Origin of the sequence: Agrobacterium sp. a22-2, from assembly GCF_012276985.1 — a bacterium.
Lineage (GTDB): Bacteria > Pseudomonadota > Alphaproteobacteria > Rhizobiales > Rhizobiaceae > Allorhizobium.
Window position 1 is genome coordinate 285,556 of record NZ_JAAXMM010000007.1, and the last position, 25,221, is coordinate 310,776.

At 62.2% G+C, this 25,221-nt stretch carries 15 protein-coding genes and 1 tRNA gene; 14 read left to right on the forward strand and 2 right to left on the reverse strand.

All coding sequences use genetic code 11. The features are described 5' to 3' along the window. Nucleotides 1-7: 7 nt before the first annotated feature. From HFC70_RS13440 to HFC70_RS13505, 14 genes are all read left to right on the forward strand, one after another. Entirely contained in the window at nucleotides 8-586 is a 579-nt protein-coding gene (locus HFC70_RS13440; RefSeq protein ID WP_168473756.1) for a hypothetical protein, read from the forward strand. Then, nucleotides 583-1,143, forward strand: coding sequence for a siderophore biosynthesis protein (locus HFC70_RS13445; protein ID WP_210259259.1), 561 nt, complete (start codon nucleotides 583-585; stop codon nucleotides 1,141-1,143). Before HFC70_RS13440 ends, HFC70_RS13445 begins: the two co-directional genes overlap by 4 nt. Nucleotides 1,144-1,173: 30 nt before the next feature. Next, on the forward strand, nucleotides 1,174-5,574 hold the full coding sequence (locus HFC70_RS13450) for a type I polyketide synthase (protein WP_168473757.1): 4,401 nt from the start codon (nucleotides 1,174-1,176) through the stop codon (nucleotides 5,572-5,574). Then, nucleotides 5,571-13,292, forward strand: coding sequence for a non-ribosomal peptide synthetase (locus HFC70_RS13455; RefSeq protein WP_168473758.1), 7,722 nt, complete (start codon nucleotides 5,571-5,573; stop codon nucleotides 13,290-13,292). Before HFC70_RS13450 ends, HFC70_RS13455 begins: the two co-directional genes overlap by 4 nt. 7 nt (nucleotides 13,293-13,299) lie before the next feature. Further along, nucleotides 13,300-14,991 carry a condensation domain-containing protein gene (locus HFC70_RS13460; RefSeq protein ID WP_168473759.1) on the forward strand — a complete coding sequence of 564 codons (1,692 nt, stop codon included), beginning with the start codon at nucleotides 13,300-13,302 and terminating at the stop codon, nucleotides 14,989-14,991. Continuing rightward, nucleotides 14,988-15,734 carry a thioesterase II family protein gene (locus HFC70_RS13465; RefSeq protein WP_168473760.1) on the forward strand — a complete coding sequence of 249 codons (747 nt, stop codon included), beginning with the start codon at nucleotides 14,988-14,990 and terminating at the stop codon, nucleotides 15,732-15,734. The genes HFC70_RS13460 and HFC70_RS13465 overlap by 4 nt, the downstream gene beginning before the upstream one ends. A 4-nt stretch (nucleotides 15,735-15,738) precedes the next feature. Beyond that, nucleotides 15,739-16,593, forward strand: a complete 855-nt coding sequence (locus HFC70_RS13470) for a (2Fe-2S)-binding protein (protein ID WP_168473761.1) — start codon at nucleotides 15,739-15,741, stop codon at nucleotides 16,591-16,593. A 199-nt stretch (nucleotides 16,594-16,792) separates the two neighbouring features. Next, complete coding sequence (locus HFC70_RS13475) at nucleotides 16,793-19,129, forward strand: TonB-dependent receptor (protein ID WP_168473762.1); 2,337 nt, start codon at nucleotides 16,793-16,795, stop codon at nucleotides 19,127-19,129. Nucleotides 19,130-19,186: 57 nt separating this feature from the next. Then, nucleotides 19,187-20,119 (forward strand): iron-siderophore ABC transporter substrate-binding protein, encoded by a 933-nt coding sequence (locus HFC70_RS13480; RefSeq protein ID WP_368669646.1) that lies wholly within the window; start codon nucleotides 19,187-19,189, stop codon nucleotides 20,117-20,119. Nucleotides 20,120-20,163: 44 nt separating this feature from the next. After that, nucleotides 20,164-21,144 (forward strand): iron ABC transporter permease, encoded by a 981-nt coding sequence (locus HFC70_RS13485; protein ID WP_246735766.1) that lies wholly within the window; start codon nucleotides 20,164-20,166, stop codon nucleotides 21,142-21,144. Further along, the gene (locus tag HFC70_RS13490) at nucleotides 21,141-22,127 is read left to right on the forward strand and encodes an iron ABC transporter permease (protein ID WP_168473765.1); all 987 of its coding nucleotides are present in this window, start codon (nucleotides 21,141-21,143) and stop codon (nucleotides 22,125-22,127) included. Before HFC70_RS13485 ends, HFC70_RS13490 begins: the two co-directional genes overlap by 4 nt. Next, on the forward strand, nucleotides 22,114-22,908 hold the full coding sequence (locus HFC70_RS13495) for an ABC transporter ATP-binding protein (RefSeq protein WP_168473766.1): 795 nt from the start codon (nucleotides 22,114-22,116) through the stop codon (nucleotides 22,906-22,908). Before HFC70_RS13490 ends, HFC70_RS13495 begins: the two co-directional genes overlap by 14 nt. A gap of 283 nt (nucleotides 22,909-23,191) precedes the next feature. Continuing rightward, nucleotides 23,192-23,734, forward strand: coding sequence for an RNA polymerase sigma factor (locus HFC70_RS13500; protein WP_168473767.1), 543 nt, complete (start codon nucleotides 23,192-23,194; stop codon nucleotides 23,732-23,734). Between the two features lie 123 nt (nucleotides 23,735-23,857). After that, entirely contained in the window at nucleotides 23,858-24,814 is a 957-nt protein-coding gene (locus HFC70_RS13505) for a FecR family protein (RefSeq protein ID WP_168473768.1), read from the forward strand. A gap of 6 nt (nucleotides 24,815-24,820) precedes the next feature. On the opposite strand, the gene HFC70_RS13510 is transcribed toward HFC70_RS13505, so the two are convergent. Then, nucleotides 24,821-25,063 (reverse strand): hypothetical protein, encoded by a 243-nt coding sequence (locus tag HFC70_RS13510; RefSeq protein ID WP_168473769.1) that lies wholly within the window; start codon nucleotides 25,061-25,063, stop codon nucleotides 24,821-24,823. Between the two features lie 31 nt (nucleotides 25,064-25,094). Then, nucleotides 25,095-25,171 (reverse strand) — tRNA-Met (locus HFC70_RS13515). Nucleotides 25,172-25,221: the final 50 nt, after the last annotated feature.

The window sequence follows — 25,221 nt, forward strand, 5'->3', positions numbered from 1 at the left end:
TGCGCCCTTGAGCCAGCATCAACGCGCTCTCAGCCCGGAAGGCTCGAACGAGGAGAACCGTTTCGACGACACACCGGTCCACAACAAGGTCACGCTGACGGAGGTGAAAGCCTCCGGGCAGATGGAAGAGCCGACCGAGGAGACTTGGCTCGACCTTCCGCTTCCTGGCAAGTTGCCTGCCGAAACGCCGCTCAGTGAGATCGAAAAACGGCGCATGCATGGCGTCCTTTCCGGTCTCCTCGACGCGCTCGCGCTCGATCATCCGGCAAACGTCGGACAGCTGGGCGCGTTGCTGGCCGATCTCGGCAAGGCGACGACCGAAAGGCTGGAAATCGACACGACGGGGCTGCCGATCACGCCCTTTCAGGCGACGGACTACGACCGCTATTTCCGCGTCAACCGCCAGTCCGTGGACGAACCTGCCGTCGCCATGGTGCGCAGCCTCGTCCAGACGGTGCACGCCGTCACGCAGCTCTTCGCCCGCAGCAAAGAGCTCCCTGCGGTCCACGTGCGCCGTCAGATGGAAGGATTTGAAAGCCACGCACATCTGCTTGCCCGGACCTTCGGACTGGAGCCACTTCGATGATGGCCATCAGTCCTCCCTCTCCTTATGCGCTCTGGCGGGAGTTTCACTGGGCTTTCTTCTTGAACGTTCAGGGCCTCATCGTTGCGCTTCGCCGATTCCGGCTGGCGCTGGAGCGCGGCCTCGTAACCTCCGCCGAGGAGGAACTCAACACCGCCTCGACACTGCTCGTCTCCTCGGCGGCTTCCATGGAACTTGCCGCCAGTTTTCCGAAAGACGTCTATGAGACGACGGTCCGCGTCTCCATGACCCAGCCGAACGTGGAGTCGGACGACTTCAGCGGCCTCATGTCCTGGGAACACGCCGTCCTTGTCGAGGTCTGGCGAGATCTTCGCCCGATCTTCGAAGCGCTACCGGATGAACTCGCCGTCGCCCATTCCGGTTTCATCGCCGCCTATAAGTACCTTGCCGAAAGCCATACCAGCGTCTGCTCCCGCTTCGTCGACAGCGGAAGTCTTCGCTTCGAGGACCGCAATGCGGTCGAGACGCTGCGCCGCTTCGAACGCGGCCGGCTCGGCCTCATCGACCCCAAGGGCAAAGGTTGCCCATTCCATTCCTGACCGCCTCAAGAACAGCCGAGGAATTTTGCCATGAACGACCTGTCCGCAGCCTCTCTTTCCGGTGACAACGCGCATCATATCGCCGTCATCGGCATGGCCGGCCGCTTTCCCGGTGCGTCGGATGTCGAGCGCTTCTGGCAGAACCTGGTTGATGGCGTGGAATCGATCGAGCGCCTCTCGCCGGAGGCGCTCAAGGAACGGGGCGTTTCGGCCGAAACGGCAGCGCTTCCCGATTTTGTCGCGGCCAGCGCGCCGTTAGCTGGTACGGATCGTTTCGATGCGGCATTTTTTGGCTACAGCCCGGCAGAGGCCGAAATTCTCGATCCGCAGCAACGCGTCTTCCTCGAATGCGCCTGGCACGCATTGGAATCCGCCGGCTATGTCGGTGATCGCTACACTCGGCCGATTGGCGTCTTCGCTTCGGCAGGCATCAACACCTATCTGCTCAACCTGCATGACAATGGCCGCATCCGCGAGACCGTTACACCCTATGAGATCTTCGTCGGCAACGACAAGGATTTCCTGGCGACCCGTACGGCCTTCAAGCTGAACCTGCGCGGCCCGGCGATCACTGTGCAAACGGCATGCTCCTCCTCGCTCGTGGCGGTTCATATGGCCGTCCAGAGCCTGCTGTCCGGCGATTGCGACATGGCGCTCGCTGGCGGCATCGCACTCTCGCAATCCTCCGGCTACCGCGCTCGCGAGGGCGGCATCCTGTCGCCTGATGGCCATTGCCGGGCCTTCGATGCGGCCTCGGGCGGCACAGTGCCCGGCAGCGGTATCGGCATCGTCGTCCTGAAGCGGCTGGAGGATGCACTTGCCGATGGCGACACGATCAACGCTGTCATCCTGGGCTCTGCGATCAACAATGACGGCGCGTTGAAGGCGAGTTTTACTGCGCCGCAGGTCGACAGCCAGGCAGCGGTGATCGCCGATGCCCAGACCATGGCAGGCGTGCGCGCCGAAACGATCGGCTATATCGAGGCGCACGGCACCGGCACCAAGCTCGGCGATCCCATCGAGGTCGCGGCCCTGACCAAGGCTTTCCGTCGCGACACGCAACGCCGGGGCTTTTGCGCGCTCGGCTCCGTCAAGACCAATATCGGCCATCTCGACACCGCCGCTGGCATAGCCGGTTTCATTAAAGCCGTGCTGGCGCTGAAACACCGGCGCATCCCGGCGAGCCTGCATTATGAAAACCCCAACCCGCAGATCGATTTCAAGGTGAGCCCCTTCTTTGTCAACCAGACGCTCCGCGACTGGGACAATCAGATCGGTGCGCGCCGCGCAGGCGTAAGTTCCTTCGGGATCGGCGGGACAAATGTTCATGTCGTGCTGGAGGAGGCGCCGCCCCGTCCGATCGCAAAGACAGGTGAGGGCCTGGAACTGATCCTCCTCTCGGCGCACACCGATGCGCAGCTTGACGCCAGTGCTGAGGCCCTCGCCGCGCATCTTGATGGTGAAGACGTACCGGCCTTGGCTGACGTTGCGCACACGCTCCGCCGTGGTCGCCGCGATTTTGCCAAGCGTCGCTTCGTCGTCGCGCGAGATGCAAAAATGGCGGCTGCACGCTTGCGAACCGCTTCCCATAGCAGCACGGCCGGCGGCCAACCGGCGGAGGCCGTCTTCCTGTTTCCCGGCCAGGGCAGCCCCTACCCGGCGATGGGCAAGGCACTTTACGCAGATCTTCCGGAATTCCGCGCACCGTTCGATGCCTGCGCAGCCGAACTCGAGCGCCTGATGGGCATGGACTTTAATGCTTGGCTTTTCTCCGGCGCCGATGATCTTCATCGCACCGACCTGGCCCAGCCCGCCCTCTTTGCCATCGAGTATGCGCTTGCCCAGGCGCTGATGACCAATGGCGTGGTCCCAAAGGCTTTGCATGGTCACAGCATCGGGGAATATGTTGCCGCCTGCCTCGCGGGCGTCTTCGATCTGAACACGGCGCTCCAGCTCGTGGTCGCGCGCGGCCGGTTGATGCAGGCCGCCGCCCCGGGCGCCATGCTCGCGGTAATGCATGTAGACCAGCCGATCGAGCCCTGGCTCGGCGGCGACATCACGCTCGCGGCCGCCAATGCGCCCGGCTTCAGCGTCCTCTCCGGTCCAGTTGAGGCCGTCGCTAATCTCCGGATCCGTCTAAAGGAGAAGGGTATTGCAGGCCACCTGCTCAAGACCTCGCACGCCTTCCATTCGCCGATGATGGCCGATGCGGCGGCGCAGTTCCGCAACGTCGTTGCCGGCGTCGGCCTGTCAGCGCCGCAAGTGGCGCTGATCTCCAATGTGACGGGGACGTGGCTGACGGCCGAGGATGCCACCGACCCGGACTATTGGGTGCGTCACCTCTTGCACCCCGTCCGCTTCCAGGAGGGTACGCATACACTGCAGTCACTCCGCGCGCCGGTTTTCATGGAAGTCGGCCCGGGCCGTGCGCTCGGCACACTGACCGCCGCGGCCGGCGTTGATACAGCGCGAATCGTCGCAACGCTTGAGGACGGTATGGACGAGGCGGAGCGAGCCCTTTGCGCAATCGGTCGGTTCTGGCAACTGAACGGCGCGCTGGATTCGGTAGAGACGCCCGGCCGACGCCGCGTCCCGCTTCCCACCTATCCATTTCAAAGCGAGCGCTACTGGATAGACGCCGACGGCGGGCGAGCACCTGCCACGGGCGCGGCGGAGAGCGGTGAAGGTCCCGGCCTCTACCGCACTGTCTGGCGTCGCGCCCTATCGGGCGGCGGCACCGGCCCATTAAAAGGCCGTATCCTCATTTTCGACGATGGTCAGCTCGGCACGACCCTTGCTACCGAGCTTGAGCGGAGTGGAGCGGAGCCTTATCGCGCCATCGTCGGTGCCAGTTTCGGCGAACCGGACTTCCGCTGCTTCAGCCTCCGCCCCGGTAGGAGCGACGACTACACCAGTCTTCTCAATGCCCTCGACGAGCGCGGAGCAAGCCCCGACCATATCGTCTTCGGCTGGCCACTGGCGACAGCCCCAAGTGAGTCGCTGGAAGCCCATGCGCACGCTCTTTTGGCACTCGTCCGGGAACTGGCGAAGAACGACCGCGCGGTCACCCTCACGCTTCTGACGCGCTCGGTAGCCGATGTTACGGGCCTGGAAGACCTCGATGTCGCGCAGGCCCTGGTTGCCGGTGGTCTGCAGGTGATCAGCCAAGAACATCCCTCGCTCCGGTGCCGTCATATTGATATCGACGCGGCCAGGTCCATCGATATCGCAAGGCGCATTCGCGAAGCCCTTTCGAGCAAGGACGATATCGTCGCGTTCCGCGGTGCGCATCGCTGGCTTCCAGAAACGGAACGGGTCGAGGCCCCGGAAGGCGGCCCGGCCTTTAAAACCAACGGCACCTATGTCGTCGTCGGCAATGTCGCGGATGGTGTCGGCCGAACCTGGGTCGATGCCCTGTCCAGCCTCGGCGCGACGGTCGCGCTGCTTCACGATTCCACGGCACCGGCTTTCGAGCACTCCGCACGGTTCGAGCGTCGGCTCGACTGTGGCGACGTGGCGGCATTGGCGAGCGCACTTGACGACGTCTCCGCCGGACTCGGCCGGATCGACGGCATCTTCCTCAGCCTGCCGCAGTCGAACCACCGGTCTGCCGCGCTGATCGGCGAACTGACGGATGCGCACTGGGCATACAATCTTTCAGGCAAGCTTCGCCCGGTCCGCGCGCTCCGCGACGCCGCCGCGAGCCGCAAGATCGGCTTCTGCTGTGTTCAGTCTTCGCTCTCGATCCTCGTCGGTGGCCTAGGCCTTGCCGCCTATGCCGCAACACACAACGCGATCGACCGGATCGTGGCCGAAGAAAACAAGACCGCAACCACCCCATGGTTGGCGATCGGCTACCCGCTGATCGAGGCAAAATCCGGCACGACCGCGCCGGCGACAGGGCGAGCGAACGCCTTCGCGATATCGACGGAGGCCGCCTGGGATTTCACCCGGCGCCTTATCGAGAACGGCGCGGCCGGGCAGACCATGCTTTCGGGCGGAACCATTCCGCCGGTCGTCTCCGACACCGCCGCGCAAGAGCCAGCCACCCAGGATGGCGGACGCGGCCGGCGCGACCTCGGCGTCACCTACCGTGCGCCGGGCAATGACGTCGAGGCAAAGATCGTCGGGATTTTTGAAGAGATCCTCGGCCTGTCGCCCATCGGCGCCGATGACGGGTTTTATGAGCTCGGCGGTCATTCCCTGCTCGCAATCCGCGCCGTCGCGAAACTTCGCGAAGCCTTCCCCGTCGATGTCGCCATGCGCGAGCTGCTTTTCGACAATCCGACCGCAGCGGCTATCGCCAGGACCATTTCGCAGCGCATGGCCGAGCCCACAGATCTGGCCGCCATTGCCGACCTTCTCGACGAGGTCGGCAACCTGTCCGACGCCGACGTAAGCCGGCTTCTCGCCGGAGGAAATGCACGATGAACGAACTCTTCACGAAAATCGCGGCACTGTCGCCAGAACGCCGGCAACTGCTCGAACAGAAGTTGAAAGCACAGGGCATCGCCGTCCCGACACAACAGGGCATCCAGCCGCGCGCAGACCGCGAGACCTCGGTCCCTCTCTCGTCAGCGCAGCAGCGCCTCTGGTTCATGCAGCAGCTCGAACCAGAGACTGTCGCCTACAACATGAACCTCGCGCTGCGGCTGAAAGGCCCGCTCGACCGTGCCGCGCTGTCTTGCGCCTATGCAGCCCTCGTCGCGCGGCACGAACCGCTCCGCACGCGGTTTCCGGTCGGCCCGGACGGCCAGCCGCGCCAAGTCGTCGAAGCGCCGGGCTCGATCGACATCGACTACCACGACTGCCGGCAGGATCTGGACCCGGAGGAGGCCGCCCGCCGTCATGTCGAAGCGATGGTCGAGACGCCCTACGACCTCACCCGTCCGCCAACGCGCGCGACGCTGGTTGCGATCGACGACCGGGAGCATGTGCTGGCGCTGGGCATGCATCACATCATCAGCGACCGCTGGTCGATGGGCGTCTTCGTGCGGGATCTCTCGACGCTTTATCACGCTGAAGCGACGGGAACGCCGGCGGCGCTCGCGCCCCTTCCGGTACAGTTTGCCGACTGGACGCTCTGGCAGCGCAGCCTGCTGGACGGTCCAGCGCTTGCCGAACAGCTCGCCTACTGGACGGAAAGCCTCGCCGGCGATCTGCCCGTCCTCGAACTTCCCTTCGACCGGCCACACAGCCTGACGGCGAGCTTCAACGGCGCCCACCTGCCCGTCCGCATCGATCGGGCGCTCTCGCTCAAGCTGCGCGCGCTCGCCGTCGAGCAGAATGTCAGTCTCTTCACCTTGCTGCTTGCCGCCTTCAACGTGCTCTTGCATCTCTACAGCGACAGCGACGATATTGTCATCGGCAGCGAGGTCGCGAACCGCGACAGGCCCGAGACGCAGACCATGATGGGTCCACTCGTCAACACGCTTGTCTTCCGCAACGACCTCTCCGGCGATCCGACCTTCACGGACCTCCTCCACACGGTCGCCACCGCCGTCCGCCGCGGCATTGCCCATCAGGACGTCCCGTTCGAGCGCCTTGTCGAAGCCATCAATCCGGAGCGCTCGCTCTCCGACCTTAACCCGCTCTTCAACGTGAAATTCGACATCCAGCACAGCGTCGCCCCACCGCCCGGCCTGCATGGCCTGACAGTCGAACTCTATCCGTTACGTGAAGTGGCGACGAAATACGACCTGCGCTTCAACCTCGAAGACGACCATCCGGATATCAAAGGCAAGATCGAATATTCGCGCCAGATATTCGACGAGTCTACCATCGCCACGATGCTCGTCCGCTTCGAGGGCTTGCTCGACTTGATCGTGCACGAACCGTCGCGCCGCCTCTCGACCCTTTCGCTGCTCGCGCCGGAGGAAGAAGCCGCGATCATCGCGGCCGGCACCGGCCCGGTGCGGGATTATCCGACGCAGGAATGCCTCCATGATCTCATCGTGAAACAGGTGGAGGAAACACCGGACGCGGACGCCGTGACCGATGGAGATCTGACATGGTCCTATCGTGAATTCGAGGCCCAGTCCTCGCGCGTTGCCGCAAGTCTGGTCGCCGCCGGCGTCAGAACCGGTGACCGGGTCGGCATCTGCATGCGCCGTTCGCCCCGGATGATCGCTGGTATCCTGGGCATCATGCGCACGGGTGCGGCCTATGTGCCGCTCGATGCCGACTATCCGGCAAACCGTCTTGCCTTCATTGCCCAGGACAGCGGAATTACCATACTTCTCGTCGACCATCACCCGGCCTTCGCCACGCAAGACCAGGTGCTCGTCGATATCAACACTCTGCCGGACCTCAGGCTGGAGGCACGCCCCGCCGTTTCGCCGAACGATCTTGCCTACATAATCTATACGTCCGGCTCGACGGGCCGGCCCAAGGGTGTCGCAATCGAGCATCGCTCCGTCGTCGCCTTCATGTACTGGGCGCGTGAGCGATTCACGCGCGAAGAGGTGGCGCGCATGTTGGTGCCGACTTCGATCAGCTTCGACCTCTCGATCTTCGAACTCTACGCGCCCCTCGTCATCGGCGGCACACTCGTCGTTGCCGATCATTTCCTGGCGCTACCACAACTTGCCGGCAAGACGGACGTCACCTTCATCAACACGGTCCCGAGCCTTCTGCAGGAACTGCTGCAAGAACACCCGCTGCCAAAGAGTGTCCGCACAGCGACCTTCTGCGGAGAACCACTGCCAGCCGCGCTGGTTGCACGCCTCAAACGCGACTATCCGAACTTGCGCATCCTCAACCTCTACGGCCCATCCGAGGATACCTGTTTTTCGACGGAGGTGCCGCTGCAGGGCGACCATTATCAGGGCGGGGTCGTGCCGATCGGCAGACCCCTGCCAAACACTCAAGCCTATATTCTTGACCGCGTCGGTCGCCTTCGCCCTCCGGGTCTTTCCGGCGAGCTCTATCTTGGAGGTACAGGCCTCGCGCGCGGCTATTACGACCGGCCGGACCAGACCGCCGAGCGCTTCGTTGCCGATCCGTTCTCGGCTGAACCCGGCTCGCGTCTCTACCGGACCGGCGATCGCATCCGTCGTCGGACAGACGGCAATCTCGAATTCTGCGGGCGGCTCGACCATCAGGTAAAGGTGCGAGGCCTGCGCATCGAGGCCGGCGAGATCGAGCACAATCTCGAACGGCACGCCGGCGTCGAAAAGGCCATCGTCGCAGTGACGGAAAGCGCCGACCGGCAGCTCGTGGCCTTCATCGAGCCGAAAGAGGGCATGAGACTCGATGAGACCGACCTGCGCCGCGCGCTTTCCGAAACCCTCCCAGCCCATATGGTACCGACGCTCTGGTGCTTCCTGCCGCGCCTGCCGCAGCAGCCGAATGGCAAGATCGATCGCGCTGCCCTGCCCGCGCTCGCGGCGACGGCCGTCACCGGTTCCATCCCACCTGAAACAGCGACCGAACAGCGAGTCGCGGATGCCTGGGTCGATGTGCTTGCCGTCGAGACGATCGGCCGGGACGACAATTTCTTTCGGCTCGGGGGCCACTCGCTCCTCGCCATGCGTATGATAGCCCGCCTCTCATCGTCGCTTCCGACAAAGGCTGTGTTGCGGAAGCTTTTCGAATTCCCGCGCCTCAAGGATTTCGCCGCAGCGCTGGAGCGCGACGAGACACGGGCGACGCCACGGGCTGACGAAATCGCCGCTCTGCCGGATGGCGCGTTGATCCCGCTCTCGTTCGCCCAGCAGCGGCTCTGGACACTTGCCGAGCTGGAGCCGGAAAGCACGGCCTACAATGTTCCCGCCGCTGTTCGTTTTCACGGCCCGCTGGATCTTGATGCGCTGAAACAGGCCTTTGCAGCCCTCACAGGACGCCATGCGGTCTTGCGCACGCGGATCGTCAGTCGGAACGGCCAGCCGGCCGTCGAAATCGACGCGACCGCCCTTCTGGATATCGCAATCGTCAATCTGGATGAGGCTGCCTTGCCGGAGGGGCTAGCAGCCGCATGCGCGCAGCCGTTCGACCTGGCAACGGGGCCGCTGTTCCGGGCCCGGATTTTCCGTCTCTCCGCCGAAGAGCACGTCGTCCTCGTCGTGATCCACCACATCGTCTCGGATGCGCAATCACTCCAGCTGATCCTGCGGGATCTGACGCGGTTCTACGATGCGGGCCGACAGGGCAAAGCGGCGGACATTCCGCCGCTCACTCTGACCTATGGCGATTTCGCCGCCTGGCAGCGGCGGCAGCCGCTTGACGGGCAGATCGACTATTGGCGCCTGTTGCTGGAGAATGCCCCACCGCTACTTGAGCTAACGACTGATTTTCCGCGCGGCGCGCGTCAGGAGTTCAAGGGCGGAAGCATCCGCTTCGATCTCGATACGAAGCTGACGGCCCGCCTCGTCGGATTTGCCCATGGGCGAAACGCGACGCCCTTCATGGTCGTTCTCTCCGCCTTTTCGACTCTGCTGTCGCGCTATTCCGGCGCTTCGGACGTCGTCGTTGGAACACCGGTATCCGAGCGGCCAAACCGGGCGCTGGAGGATGTTATCGGGCTCTTCGTAAACACGCTGGCGCTGAAACTCACGCACGACGCTTCGACGAGCTTTTCACAGCAGGTCGAAGCCGTGCGCGCGCAGGTCCTCGATGCCTTCCGCCACCAGGACGCGCCGTTCGAATGCGTGGTCGATGCACTCTCGGTCGAGCGGAACTGGAGCCATAACCCAGTATTCCAGGCGATGTTCACCTGGCAGGCAGACGAGCAGCGCAGCGTGTGCCCCAACGGCCTGACCAGCACACCCGTGGTGCTCGCGCAGGAAACGTCGAAGGTCGATCTGACACTCGACATCCGCCATCGCGGCGATCGCTTTGCCTGCACCTTCATCTATCGCTGTGATCTCTTCCGCGAACAGACGATCGCTCATATGGCCGAGGCCTTCGTAACCCTCCTCGAGGCTCTTCTATCGGCGCCCGAGCAATCGCAGGCCGAGATCGCCTTCCTGCCCGAGCGGCAGCGCCAGAAGATCACGACCTGGAACACGACGGCGAAGACCTATGATGCCACAGCCAAAAGCCTGCATGGCTTTTTCGCGCGTTCGGCCGCCCGCACACCGGACGCCATCGCCATCACCGATCGAGACAGGAGCCTCACCTATGCGGAACTCGATCGGCAAGCTGATATACTCGCCCGGCATCTCGTCTCCCGCGGCATCGGACGCGGCAGCGCCGTCGGCATCTGCCTAGAGCGCAACGTCGAACTCGTCGCTTCCATGCTGGCCGTCTTGAAGGCGGGCGCGGCCTACGTGCCGCTGGATCCCAAGTATCCGCAAGAGCGCATCGCCTTCGTCGCAAGGGACGCGAGCCTTTCCCTCCTCCTGACCCGGGAGGAGCGCGAGGATTTCGCCGACATCAGAACGCTCGATCCGGCCGCAATCTGGAACGGGACGGAGGCCATATCGGGCGCCCCTGTCCCCCTTGTTACCGAAAGAAGCGATCTCGCCTATCTCATCTACACGTCCGGCTCGACGGGCCTGCCCAAGGGCGTCGCGATCGAACATCGCAACGCCGTCGCCTTCACCCACTGGGCACTCGACATGTTCCCGGCGGAAAGCTTTGCCGGAATGCTGGCGTCAACATCCGTCTGCTTCGACCTCTCGATCTTCGAAATCTTCGTGACGCTCGCGGCCGGCGGACGGATCTTCATCGTTGATGATCTCTTCGAACTGCCCGACGCACCGTTCGCGGACGAAATCACCTTCATCAACACCGTGCCCACGCCGATGACAGAGCTCCTGCGTTTCGGCCCGTTGCCGGCAAAGGCAAAGACGGTCTGCCTTGCGGGCGAACCGCTGCCACCAAGCCTTGCACGCGCGATTCTGGAAAGTGGACAGGTCGAGGCGCTATACAATCTCTATGGCCCCTCCGAGGACACGACCTATTCGACGGGATGCCGGATCGAAAGCCCCGGAATGCCAATCCATATCGGCAAACCCATCACCAACACGACCGCCCATGTCCTCGACGCCGCGCTTAACGAAGTACCGATCGGCATGCCGGGCGAGCTTTATCTTGCTGGCGAAGGCATCGCGCGCGGCTATCACAATCGCCCGGACCTGACGGCCGAGCGCTTCCTGCCGAACCCGTTCGACACGACCGGCCGCGCTCCGGTGCTCTACAAGACCGGCGATCGCGTCCGTCGACTGACGGACGGCAATCTCGACTATCTCGGCCGCGCCGACCGCCAGATGAAGATCAGCGGCTTCCGGATCGAGCCCGGCGAGGTCGAGGCCGTGCTGATGCGCTATCCCAGCGTGACAGGCGCGGCCGTCGATGCCTGGCGCGACGAGACCGGCTATGCCCGCCTCGCCGCCTGGGTCGAGACGGCGGCACCGATCGGCAAGGCGGAGCTCTCGGGCTATCTCGCCACAGAGCTGCCGCGCCATCTCGTACCGGCGCTCTTTGCGATGCTCGACAAGCTCCCGCGCCTGCCGAACGGCAAGCTCGATCGCAAGGCCCTGCCCGATCCCTCCGGCGAAGCCACGATGGTTGCGGAAGACGAAACGCCGCACGATGGCTTTGAAGCGAGGATCGCAGTGATCTGGTCGAGACTGCTCGGCCGGGAGACGATCGGGCGCAACGACAATTTCTTCGCGCTCGGCGGCGATTCGATCCTGGCGATCCAGGTCGTAGCCGCGGTGCGGCGCGCCGGCATCGCGATCACCCCGCGTGATCTTTTCCAGTATTCGACGCTTGCCGCGCTTGCCGCGTCCGTGTCGGAGGTAGCGGCGGGTGCGCCCGCGACCGGTCCAGTCACGGGCGATATCCCGCTCGGCCCCGCCCAACAGTGGTTCTTCGAGCAGGATTACCCGGAGATTGCCCACTGGAACCAGGCGATGGTGCTCAAACCCGCTCGCCTCATCAACGAGACGGCTCTTCAGCACGCAATGGACCTCCTCCATCAAACTCACGATGCGCTTCGTAGCCGATTCCGGCAGCATGGCGGGCACTGGAGCCAGATGGTCACAGAGGTGGAAGCAGCACCTCCTCTCCGTCTCGTCTCATGTGCGGCGACCAACGCGGATGCCGTACTGGCGGCCGAGGCGAATGCGCTGCAACGGGGCTTCGACCTTACGGCCGGACCCGTCTGGGGCGCCACGCTTGTCACCATCGACGGGCACGAGCAGTGGCTGGCGATCGCCGCACATCATCTCGTCATCGACGGCGTGTCCTGGCGCATCCTGCTCGACGACCTACAGGCATGCCTGGCGGCGGCCGAAGCCGGAACGGAGATGACCTTACCATCCCGCACGACCGGGATCGACGCCTGGGTGCGGACGCTGGAAAGCAGCAACGTCTTTGACGGCGAAAAGGATGGCTGGCACACGATCGCCGCGGCCGAGACCGTACCGATACCCACCGACCGTTCGGGCAGCAATCGTGTGGTCGATACTGCGATTGTCGATCTTGCGATCGGTTCGGACCTCACGGAGCGCCTCATTCGAGACGTACCGTCCGCTTACCCGGTCAAAGCCGAAGAGATCATGCTTGCGGCGCTCTATAACACGATCCGCGATTGGACCGGTCACGACCGGCTCCGGCTGATCCTTGAAAGCCACGGCCGCCCGAACCTCTTTGACGGCGTTGATCTGACGCGCACGGTCGGCTGGTTTACAGGCCTCTATCCCGTTCTCTTCGACATTACCGAGCGTGACACGCGAACGACATTGCTTGCGGTCAAGGAGAGCCTCCGGCGTATTCCGAACGACGGTATCGGCTATGGCGTCCTGAAATATCTGAAGGGCGTGGCATTGCCACAGTTGGAGGATATCGCCGAGATCCGGTTCAACTATCTCGGCCAGACGGACACGCTCTTTTCCGACGATGCGTTGCTGTCACGCGCAGCCGAGCCGTCGGGCGACCCGCGCGGCGCGCGCAATCCACGCGGGGTGCTCCTTGATATCAACGCAATCGTCAGCGGCGGGCATTTGCGCATCCGCCTCGCCTATTCCAGACAGATCCACGATCGGCAAACGATGGAAACGCTCGCGACGGGACTGCAGAACCATCTCGAAAGCCTTGTCGACTTCTGCCTGACATCAACCGAAGCCGGCTATACGCCAGCGGACTTCAAGCACATGACACTTGACCAGGATGATCTCGAAGCCATCCTGCGCAATCTCTGAGGACACCATGCAGAATGCGAGCCAGCGCATCGGGCGCAACGACATCGCCGACATCTATCCGCTCGCCCAGATGCAGGAGGGCATCCTTTTTCATTCGGTTTCCTCCCCCGGGGACGGCCTCTACATGCCGCAAACGGCGCTGCGCATCACCGGCCGCGTCGATGCGGACGTTCTGAAGGCGGCATGGCAAGGTGCAATCGACCGTCATCCGATCCTGCGCTCGGGGTTCTTCTGGGAAGAGCGGGACGAGCCGTTCCAGATCGTATTCCGCAGCGTTGCGGTGGCTTTCACCGCACTCGACTGGACCGGTGCCGATCCCGCGACCGAGCGGGATCGTCTGTCGGCGCTCTTTTCCGCCAACAGGGCGGAGCCCTTCAATCTTCGCCGGCCGCCTCTCATCCGCGTCCAATGGATCCGGGCGGGAGAGGACCGTTCGATCATGGTTGCCTGCTACCACCATATCATCCTAGACGGCTGGTCGATCCGCCAACTGCTCGACGAGGTGCTTGCGCTCTATCGGCGCGCCATAGGCGACGCCGGCGCTGCCCTTCCGCCAGCCCGTCCCTACGGCGACTATATCGGCTGGCTCAAGAAGCGAGAGCAGGCTGCCTCGCTTCGTTTCTGGCATGATCGACTGGAGGGATTTGCGGGCGCGACGCGGCTGCTCGCAAAGCAGCTGACCAGAAATTTCGAACGGCAGCGCTGGGAATTTCCCCAGCCCCTCTATCAAGCCATGCTAGCCTACTGCGCCACCTCCGGCCTCACGCTCAACACGCTATTACAAGGCGCACTCGCCTTGCTGATCGCGCGGCAGACCCACAGCCGCGACCTTATCTTCGGCACAACGACGGCCGGGCGGCCGGCGACGCTCGAGGGTGCGACGACGATGATCGGCCTCTTCATCAACACGCTGCCTGTCCGTGTCCGAATAGAGGACGGACAATCCCTCGGCGACTGGCTCGCGACCCTCCAGAGCGCACATGCCGTGACGAGTGAGCACGACTATGTGCCGCTCGCCGCGATCCAGGGCCGAGGCGTCTCGCTCTTTGATACGCTGCTCGTCGTCGAGAATTTTGCCACGCAGCCGAAGCGGCCGGATGCTGCGTCGTTCTTGAAGACGGAAGGCATCGATTTCGATGAGCGAACGCATTTTCCGTTAACGCTCTGGGCGACACCGCATTCGGCGGGTCTAACGCTGATGGCGGGTTTCAGCGGTGATTTACTCTCGCCGGAGACCGTCGAGGCACTGCTCGAAAGGCTGGGCGACATCGTCTCCATCATGATTGGCTCGCCCTCAGCAGACCTGCGCGCACTTATTGATCAACTCCCCCCACAGATGATTGCCCCCGGCCTTTCAAGGACCGGTTTTCAGGATCCGACACGTTCGAAAGCACCGGAACAGGCGCCGCCGAACACACCGAAATCCGCGACGCCTTCGACCACGGAGATAACGCTCGCTCGCATCTGGACGGAGGTGCTCAAGTGTGGCCCCCTTGACGGCCGGGCCAATTTCTTCGAGCTTGGCGGCCATTCGCTGCTTGCCGCGCGGGTCGTCAGCCGGCTTCGCATAGAGCTTCGCATGCCGGTGCCGGTGCGCGCGCTTTTCGAGCGCCCTGTCCTGGCGGACCTTGCGGCCTATATCGATAACCTGGGTTCGCAGGAAACCCCGCCTGCAGGCCATGTCGAGATCGAGATATGAATGCAATGCTGTCTCGCCCCGTGCTTCTCTGCCTGCCACCGGCGGGCGCCGGGGCTGGTTTTTTCCGCAACTGGACACGGATCGCGCCGTGCACGATGACGGTGCATCCGGTGGCGCTGCCGGGCCGCGAGACGCGCTATACCGAACCCATGCCACGATCGATCGACGCGCTTGCCGATCAGCTTGCCGCGGAGCTTGAGCCCTATATCGGCGGGCGGTATGCGATCTTCGGCTATTCGATGGGCGCCCTGCTCGGTTATGAAATTGCCCGCCGCTTCTCGGGCGCAGGCTTACGACCGCCGGAAGTTTTCTTCGCGCTCGGATGCAACGCGCCGGACCGCATGGTCTACAAGCGTGACCCGTTTCACACGATGGAGCCTGTCGCCTTTCGCCAGGCGCTTGTCGAACTCGGCGGAACCGACGCAGAGATCCTGAACAATCCGGAGGCGATGGAGATTTTCGAGCCGATGCTGCGTAGCGACTTCCGTATCTGCGAGACCTATACGCATGACGCGGCGCGTGGCGCACTCGATTGTCCCGCCCATATTTTTCTCTCCGATGCGGACGCCTTTGTGGATAAGCAGGCCGCCGCCGCTTGGTCCGATTTCGTGACAGGAGGCACGAGCCTGCATCAGGTCACGGGGCCGCATATGCTCGAACGCTCCGTCCTGGACACGCTTCCGGCACAGTTGGAAGCCCTCTGGTTCGCAACGGGCGAAAGCCGCCCCCGCCGTCAGGCTTGAGACCATGATGGCTGCGATTGAAACCCCAAGGGCAGAGGAGGCGCTGGTCCAGCGCGCGCTCGAAGCGCAGGCCGCCTACATGCCGGATGTCCGCGCGGACACCGGCCCGCTCGGCGCGGGATGGACAACGGCCGAGGCCTTCTTCTCCGACGAGGTGGCTCTCGGCGAATTTCTCGCCTTCGAGCAATCGCTGAACGAAGGCACCGACCTTAGGACCGCGGCGGCGCTGCTGATGACCGACTACGGCTACATTCTGGCCGCTGCTGCCGTCCCTCTCTTCACCGGTTTCGGCCTCGTTCCCGACCTTTCGCCAGCCTCCGTCGCGCTTTCCTTCTACACGACGGAGGAGCCGCATGACGGGAAGATGCAACGGACACGCCGCGCCCATGTCCGTTTCCTCGAAGAAATATTTCGGCAGGGCCAGTTGGACGACGTCGCTGACGGGGAACGGTTCCGGGTTGAAATCGAGCGGCATTTTCGCCCCGTCATCGAAGCGATCCACCTTCGCGCACGCCTCTCCCGCGCAGCGCTCTGGCGGCTCGCCGCCGATGCGATCGCCGGTCGCTTTCTCGATTCCGGCCGCCGGTTCGGCACAGTTGAGGTCGCCAGGGCGTCGGCGATGCGGATTCTCAAAGTACCCGGTTCGCCACTTGCCAATCGCCAGCTCCACTATTTCGACCTGACGGTACTCGACAGTCATCAACAGGAATTTTCCTACGCATTCCGCCAACGCGGTGGCTGCTGCCGGTTTTATCAGGTCGAGGGTGGCGAATACTGTCCAACCTGCGTCCTGAAAGACCCTGCCGAACGAGACGAAGAACTGCGTCTGGCCATGCGCCGACACCTCGGTCTAGCCTGACCGACAATTTGGATAAACTTTTCTCCAAACCAGAGTCCCAAATCCGGAAAAGCAATCGTCTAACACACAAGCAGCATGTGTTGCTGCTCCTAGTGGTGGGCCGCGGAGCGTTGAGCGCCGTACGATTTTGGGGGTTTCGATGATTAAAACTAATTCCGCGTGGGGCGGAGCCAGAACAGGCTTCAGGCGGATCCTTCTGATGACGGGAACGGCGCTCGCGATGCTGACCCCCGTCTTGCCGGTGATGATGCCGGAGGCGCTGGCACAGGCGACAGCGCAATCGATCTCCGTCCCGGCCGGCCCCCTGACGCCGGCGCTCAACAGCCTCGCCGCCCAGACCGGCCTCCAAATCCTGTTCGATGCGTCGGTCGCCACGGGAAAGACGACCCGCGGCGTGAGCGGCACGATCACGCCCGAACAGGCGCTGAACTCCGTGCTCGCAGGCACTGGCGTTGACGCGCGCTTTGCGGGCAGCAGACAGGTAACGCTGCAGGCCGGCCCTTCCACCTCCGGCGCGTCATCGGAAGGCACGACGGAACTTGAACCTATCGTTATCTACGGCGCACGCAATTCGGCGACCTTGGGCGGCACGACGAGCAGCGTCGCCATTTTGAATGCCGAGAGCCTGGCGGAGAGCCAGATCCGCACCACGCAAGACACCTATCGCCGCATGGCGAACGTGCTGGATAGCGCAACGGTCAATGCCGGTTTCGTCATCCGCGGCATGAGCTCCGAAGGGCTAGTGGCTTCCGGCGGACCCGCCGGCTCGGTCTATGTCGACGGCATCCTCCAGACGAGGTACAATGCACGCTTCGGCGCGCGCAATCTCTGGGACGTGGAACAGGTCGAGGTCTATCGCGGACCGCAGTCGACGCTATCTGGCCGTGCAGCCATGACGGGGGCGATCTACATCAAGTCCAAAGATCCAACCTTCGAAAAGGAAGGGGAGATTTCCACCACGGTCGGTAGCAACGACCTGGTGGGTACCGCCTTCATGTACAATACGCCGATTGTCGAGGACCAGATCGCGCTGCGCATTTCTGGCGCCTTCGAGCGTTCGCACGCCGAGCCCACCTATTCCGACTTCAAGATATTCGACAATTACGACGACCTGACGACGGATATCAGCGGCGTGCTGCGCGCCAAGCTGCTGATCACACCATCGGAAATGCCGGATACCCGTGCGCTTCTCACTTATTCCTACTCAAACGATCGGCCGAACGACGCTCTCGTCGGCCTGTATACGGGCCGCGGCGACTTCAACAATACTCCGGTCACCTATACGGAATATCGTTGGACCGAGACGCACAATCTCGGACTTGAGATCACGCACGATATTTCTGACACACTGCGCTTCACCTCGCAGACCGGCTATCAATACGGTATCAACAACCGGCGCTCCATTGACTATGGCACCGAAGGCGTCATCAACGGCATCACCGGCGAGGACGACAACTCCATATTCACCCAGGAGTTCCGCCTGAACTATGAAGGCGATCGCTGGAAATGGGTGACTGGCGTCTACGGCAGCTACGAAATCTGGGATGGCGCAACAGACATCGTCGCGTTCGACTTCTATCAGCAGAGCGATACGCAACGCCGCCGAACGTCGAACCTAGCCGTCTTCGGTGAGGCGACCTATGAATTCGCTCCGACCTGGTTCGCGACACTCGGTGGACGCCTGGACTATCTGAAAGACAAGGATCACCAGCAGAACTATTTCGGCGTGATTGATCCCTCAGCGGTCCTGACTGGTGAGCCGTCGTCTCTCAGCGAGTTGAACTTCGTACCGAAGGTCGGCCTTTCAAAGGAGTTCGGTGACAACCAGACCGTTGGCCTCACCTACACTCAAGGCTTCCGGTCTGGTGGTTCCTATTTCGACCGCGTGACCGGCGAACTTGGCACCTACGATCCAGAATACTCCCAGAATGTCGAACTCTCGTACAAGGGAACACTGATCGACGACCGGCTGACACTGAATGCCAACCTCTTCTATACGAAATACGACGATCAGCAGGTCGAAATTCGCCCCGATCCGACGATCCCGGGCTACCGCATCATTTCGAATGCCGCAACGTCGCGGGCATGGGGTTTCGAGATCGAGCCGACCTTCGAGGTCACCGATCAGTTCACCGCCTTCGCGTCAATCGGCTACCTGAACACCAAGTTCATCGACTTCAACCACGCGGCCCTCAGCGAACCGCAGGATGGCAAGTCCTTTCCCGAAGCACCGGAATGGAGCCTGGGCTTTGGCGGCCGGTATGAATTCAAAAACGGTGTCTTCGTCGGCGCCGATGCCAAATACACGACCGGCTATAATTCGCGCTTCGGCACGAACGGCATGTACGAGATCGACCCCCGTTTCATCTTGAACTCACAGGTGGGCTTCAAGAAGGACAATTGGGAAGTCACCGCCTTCGCAGAGAACCTGACGGACGAGAAATACTTCACGCTTATTGATCCCGATTATTCGCTGCCCTTCGCTCAGGCCGGCAAGCGCCGCTCCTTCGGCTTGAACCTCCGGACAAAGTTCTGATTGCCATGACTGCGGGGCGGTGCCCCGCAGTCTTTTTTCATTCTCGGTAACGAAATGGTGCCCGTCTTGCGCTTCTGTCTCGCTCTTCTCGCTTTCCTTCTTCCGGTGTCGTTTGCGCATGCGACCTGTGACGGCAAGGCCATCACCGACGAGGTTTATAACCCGCCCTTCTGTATTCCGGCGGAGCCCAAACGGATTGTCACGCTCGACCCGCTGATCACGCTTGGAATGCTGATCGAGCTCAAGGCACCTGTCGTCGCAACTCCCTATATGGCCATCACCGAGGACGAGGTCCTCAACGTGGTGAAGGCTCAGAAGATGGTCGATCTCGGCAATCCCAAGGAACCAAGCCTTGAGCGCGTCGCGGCGCTAAAGCCGGATCTCATCATCGGTTCGGCTGAAGCGCATTCGACAATCTACGAACAGGCCACAAAGATTGCGCCAACTGTCTTGTTCAAGCATATGGACTGGAAGAGATATCTTGAGCGCCTTTCCCAGGTGACCGGCCGCGAAGGCGTGGCGAATGCGTCGCTTGAGGCATACGATGCCCGCATCGCGGCGATCCGAGAACGGATGAAGGACAGGAAACTGACCGTCTCGACCGTCCGTTTCGCGCCGGATCGCTTCGTCGTCTTCGTTGACGGACCGGACGCTTACGCCCCCTTTGCGGTGTTACATGAGGCGGGCGTGAAGCGCACCGCTTACGAGACGGTCACGGATGGCACGATCGTCAAGCGGCCGGACTGGGAGGAACTCGCCAATCTCGACGGCGACGTGCTGCTCTATGTTTCCGCCAGTGGCTTCGAGAGCGGTCCGGACGACGCTCTGGAAAAGCAGGTGACCGAAAACCCGCTGTGGCAATTGCTGCCGGCAGTCCAGGCCGGACGCGCCCATCGGGTCGATCGAGGCCCCTGGCAGGGCTTCCACGGCATCAGTTCGGCGAACCGCATCCTTGACGACATTGAGCGCTATATCCTGGTGGATCAATGACAGACCGAAGGGCGGGCCGCCTTACTACGGCCGATGGCGCACGTATGCTCGTGCTCTCAGCCCTCCTCTGTCTTCTCGTACTTGCCGCAATGAGCGCCGTCGCAATCGGCACGGTAGTCATACCGTTTTCCCACATCACAGCGGCGATCTTTCAGTTCGACGGCTCGCGCGACCATCTGCTCGTGATGACCATCCGACTGCCCCGCGTCATCGCCGCGCTTCTTGCCGGCAGCGCGCTCGCCGTCTCCGGCGCCATCATGCAGGCCGTCACGAACAACCCGCTTGCCTCGCCCGGTCTGCTCGGCATCAACGCCGGCGCAGCCTTTGCAGTCGTCACAGTGATGAGCCTCTTTGGTGCCGGCGTTGGCGACATCTATGTTTGGTTCTCCTTTCTCGGTGCCGCCATCGCCGCCATCATCGTCTATGCACTGGGCTCCTTCGGCGCGATCGGACACTCACCTCTAGGACTCGTGCTCGCGGGTGTCATCGTCGCAACCTTCCTAACCTCGCTCACCACCGCCGTGTTAATCTTCGACCAGAACACGCTTGATGCCGTGCGCCTCTGGACCGCCGGCTCGGTGACGGGGCGAACCATGGCACAGGCGAGAACCGTTGCACCTTGTATTCTGACCGGCCTCGTCGCAGCGCTCCTTCTCGGCCGGCATCTCACGACGCTCAGTCTCGGGGCGGATGCGTCACGCTCGCTCGGGCAGAACCCGATCGTCTGGCGCGGCGCATCGGTCGCCATCGTCATCCTGCTTGCGGGCGGCGCCGTAGCACTGGCAGGACCAATCGGTTTTGTGGGCCTCGTAGTCCCGCATATCGTGCGGATGTGTATCGGCGTCGATTATCGTTGGGTCGTTCCCTTCTCTGCCCTCGGCGGTGCACTGCTGGTGGTCATCGCCGATATGCTCGGGCGACTTGTCTTTGGAAGCCAGAGCTTTCCGGTGGGCGTGACGATCGCGCTCGTTGGCGCACCGTTCTTCCTCTATCTTGCCCGAACACGGCTGAGGGGTGAGACATGATCCGGCTTTTCATCGCCCTCACGCTTCTGCTCGCCCTTCTGGTCGCCGCAAGTCTCGCCTTCGGCGACGTTTCACTGACCTGGCAGGAACTCTATCATGCCCTGACCGGGACGGGCGATCCGGATCTGCAGAGTGCGATGATTGTCTTCGACCTTCGCCTGCCGCGTATCCTTCTCGCGCTCCTCGTGGGTGTGGCGCTCGCGACCGCCGGCACGATGACGCTGGCCATCATGCGCAATCCGCTGGCCGAACCGGGTGTTCTCGGCATTAACAGCGGCGCAGCGGCCGCGGCCATGGCAGTCATCGTCCTGGTCCAGGATCCGCCCGTCGCGCTCTTGCAGGCGGCAGGCTTCTTGGGAGCAGCGGCGATGGCACTCGCGGTCTACGCGCTCGCCTGGCGCGGCGGCACATCCTCGCTTCGCATCATTCTGATTGGCATCGGACTTTCCTCGCTCGCCACGGCCGGCACGACCTTCCTCTCCGCCTTCGGCGATATTGGCGACGTGCAACGGGCGATGGTCTGGCTGGCGGGCAGTGTCTACGATGCCAACATGGTCAAGGTTCGGCTGCTTGCCCTCTGGCTCATTGTCCCCGTCACGCTTGCCCTTCTCACCGCGCGCGAACTTGATCTCATCCGTTTCGGTGACGACTTTGCAACGAGCCTCGGGCAGCCGGTTGATCTTGTGCGGGGCCTAGTGATTGTGCTTGTCACATTGCTTTCGGGCGCAGCCGTCGCCGTCTCCGGTCTCATCGGCTTCGTCGGCCTCATCGCGCCGCATATTGCACGCCGCTTGGTCGGGGCCTCGCATGGTCGGATACTTCCGGTCGCCGCTCTTATCGGCGCCTGCCTTGTCGTTGCCGCGGATCTCATCGGCCGCCTCATCCTGCCGCCGGCGCAGCTTCCGGCCGGTATCGTCACTGGGCTCGTCGGAGCCCCTTTCTTTGCCTATCTTCTATGGAGACGCCGCCATGACCATGGATAAGAAGCGCTCTGGCAAGATTGAAGGCAAAGGCGTCAACATCGACTATGGTCAGCGCCGCATCGTCGAGAATCTCGATCTCGCAATCCCGGAACGACGCTTCACGGCGCTAATTGGCCCGAATGGTAGCGGCAAGTCCACAATTCTGCGCACCTTCGCAGCGCTCATGAAGCCTTCTGGCGGTAGCATCCTGCTGGATGGCCGCGACTTGATGGACCTCTCGACCCGAGATGTCGCGCGAAAGGTGGGCGTCCTGTTACAAGGTCCCGTCGCGCCGGAGGGATTGACGGTTGCCGATCTCGTGCGGCAGGGCCGCTATCCGCATCAATCGCTGTTTAGCCGGTGGTCTGCCAACGACCAGCAAGCGTGCGACGAGGCGCTCATGCTGACAGGCACGACGGATCTTTCCGACCGCTTGCTCGACAGCCTGTCCGGCGGTCAACGCCAACGTGCCTGGATCGCAATGACGCTGGCGCAGCAGAGCGAAGCGCTTCTGCTCGATGAACCGACGACCTATCTCGATCTTGAACACCAAATAGAACTTATGAACCTCATCACAATGCTCGTTGAAAAACACGGGAAGACGATCGTCGCAGTTCTGCACGACATCAATCAGGCGGCGCGCTTTGCCGAGCATATCGTCCTATTGAAGGACGGCAGGATCACGTCGGCCGGAAAGCCCGATACAGTCATCTCCGCCGAGACGATCTTCGACGTGTTCAATGTGAAGACGGTGGTGATCCGCGATCCGGTTGCCGGAACACCGCTCTGCATTCCGCTGTGAGCCTATCAATAGCTGTTACCGAAATATCACACCCCCGGTGCTTTTGAATAAATCGCCTGTGCGTTACCCGACTATTGGCCAAAGCGAACAACAGGAATCGGGCAACAAAATCAGACATAAAGATGAGTTTTATAGTCTTGATTTATCCAGGAGCTGCTTATTAGTTTTGAATTCTTCTAACCTATTGCACTTGCACGTGTTTTCCGGATCCGATAGCCATTTTGTCATAAAGGTTCAGCCACCTCTGCCTGAACCTGAATGCTGGTTTGGGAACTGTGTGCCAATGTCGAGCTCCTCCTCCGCGCCCCTTGTCTGGGACAGTGTTGACAGCAACGCCCTGCTGAACCGGGCCATGGAAACCCACTACGCCGACATCACCAGTGCCGTCCGTCGACGGGGCCATCCCAGTTCCACCGCCCGTGATGTAGTGCACGATCTCTATGTGAAACTCGCCGCCAAACCCGACGTGCTGCAGAACAAGCGATCTATCAAGGCTTTTCTCTGCCGCGCCGCCATCAATCTCGGCATCGACCGCCAACGCCGGGAGACGAAGGAAGCCCGAATCTTCTCAGGCTCCGAGCGCGAAGCGCTGTCGGTGGCGAGCAGCGGGCACGCACCGGACCACTTGCTCGAAATCGAAGCGCGACTCGCTACCCTGCGCGAGGCGATCGCGGAACTGCCGGAACGACGCCGGGTCGTCTTTATTCTGCACCGACTGTATCATCTGACGCCGGACCAGATCAGCGCCAAGCTCAATATTTCCAGGAACATGGTGGACCGGCACCTGCGTCGCGCTTTCGCCCATTGCCTTGACCGAATTCTCTAGATTGACAAAAGATCCTCCATTCCGGGCGCAAAATCGCTACGTGCCCGGCCTTGAATTGATCTAAGAGTCCCAAACCGAGGACGTCGAACGTCTAGAGGTCAAAGGATGCGTCTGGAGATGCCTATGCCGGCCAAGGGAGCGATTGACACTCAAAAAAAGCGGAACCGCGAGGCGGCAGACTGGATTTTGCGCAATGGCAACCCGAACCTGTCACCGGCCGACCGAGCACGCTTCAAGGAATGGCTCGAGCAGGATCCGGAAAACTGTCGGACCTACAGCGCAGCCGAACGTCTGATGGGTGACGCCCGCCGGGCGATCCAATCCGATCCTGCTCTGACCAACATCGACGTCCGGCCCCGGAACATGGCAAAGCCGATTACTGTAACACTGCTCATGATCGCGCTTGCCACCGGTGCCTTCTTTGCGCTCGACGGACCGCTGCGCCTCCAGGCGGACATGATCGCGGGGACAGACGAGATGCCAGTTCGCACATTGGAGGACGGCTCCGTGGTGCAGCTCAATGCCTCATCCGCGATCACCGTGGATTTCACTGAGGAGCGCCGTGTCATTCGCCTACTTCACGGCCAGGCTTTCTTTCAGGTCGCTCACGCGCTCGAACGACCTTTTACGGTCGTGGCAGGGGAGGCAAAGGTAACGGCGCTCGGCACAGCGTTCGACGTGCGCTATGGCAATGACGACACGGAAGTCACCGTGACGGAAAACGCGGTCCAGATTGAGTTCGAAGGACAGCATGCCGGCTCCGTTCGCGTGACACAGGGCGAGCAGGCGATTTTTGACTATGCGAATAAGGAGACAGTCGTCTTACCGGTCGATGGTCTTGTGGCGCTCGCCTGGAAGCGCGGACAAATCGCCGTGGACAATGCGCCCCTTTCCTACGTGGTCGAGGAGATGAACCGGCATTTCTACGGCCGCATCATCGTTGCCGGCTCGGCATTGGCCAATCGCCGCGTCAGCGGCACGATCAAGGTTGCTGACACCGATGACGCGCTTGCCTTCGTAACAATGGCCCTCGGCGTCAAAGCGACACGCCTCGGGCCCCTGATCGTCATTCGCCGGTAGACTGCTTTAGCAGGCTGCTGAAAAACGCTTCGTCACACGGACGAGTTTGTGATCACTGTCTGCATTAGCCGCATCGATCTCGTGCCCGATGGTGCGGAACTGGTAATCGTGCTGCGTGGCGATCTGGCCGCGATCCTCACCTTCGCATCGGGCAAGAAGAAGCCCGGGTTTCTCAACGAAAAGGCAATTCTGGAAGACCTCATGGGCCGCGCCGGTGTGACTGAGGGACAGAAACGCAAAAAGCCCCATGATGGGGCTTTGTCGTTATCGCAGGAATGGTTGGTTGCGGGGGCAGGATTTGAACCTGCGGCCTTCAGGTTATGAGCCTGACGAGCTACCGGGCTGCTCCACCCCGCGTTAACTGTTATGGGCTTCGTTGTTTTAGCAACGCAAAAGGACCGCTTTAG

Coding starts and splice junctions, on each gene's coding strand:
- HFC70_RS13445 (WP_210259259.1), top strand. CDS start 583: ATGATGGCCATCAGTCCTCCCTCTCCTTATGCGCTCTGGCGGGAGTTT.
- HFC70_RS13450 (WP_168473757.1), top strand. CDS start 1,174: ATGAACGACCTGTCCGCAGCCTCTCTTTCCGGTGACAACGCGCATCAT.
- HFC70_RS13455 (WP_168473758.1), top strand. CDS start 5,571: ATGAACGAACTCTTCACGAAAATCGCGGCACTGTCGCCAGAACGCCGG.
- HFC70_RS13460 (WP_168473759.1), top strand. CDS start 13,300: ATGCAGAATGCGAGCCAGCGCATCGGGCGCAACGACATCGCCGACATC.
- HFC70_RS13465 (WP_168473760.1), top strand. CDS start 14,988: ATGAATGCAATGCTGTCTCGCCCCGTGCTTCTCTGCCTGCCACCGGCG.
- HFC70_RS13470 (WP_168473761.1), top strand. CDS start 15,739: ATGATGGCTGCGATTGAAACCCCAAGGGCAGAGGAGGCGCTGGTCCAG.
- HFC70_RS13475 (WP_168473762.1), top strand. CDS start 16,793: ATGACGGGAACGGCGCTCGCGATGCTGACCCCCGTCTTGCCGGTGATG.
- HFC70_RS13485 (WP_246735766.1), top strand. CDS start 20,164: ATGCTCGTGCTCTCAGCCCTCCTCTGTCTTCTCGTACTTGCCGCAATG.
- HFC70_RS13490 (WP_168473765.1), top strand. CDS start 21,141: ATGATCCGGCTTTTCATCGCCCTCACGCTTCTGCTCGCCCTTCTGGTC.
- HFC70_RS13495 (WP_168473766.1), top strand. CDS start 22,114: ATGACCATGGATAAGAAGCGCTCTGGCAAGATTGAAGGCAAAGGCGTC.
- HFC70_RS13500 (WP_168473767.1), top strand. CDS start 23,192: ATGTCGAGCTCCTCCTCCGCGCCCCTTGTCTGGGACAGTGTTGACAGC.
- HFC70_RS13505 (WP_168473768.1), top strand. CDS start 23,858: ATGCCGGCCAAGGGAGCGATTGACACTCAAAAAAAGCGGAACCGCGAG.
- HFC70_RS13510 (WP_168473769.1), bottom strand. CDS start 25,063: ATGGGGCTTTTTGCGTTTCTGTCCCTCAGTCACACCGGCGCGGCCCAT.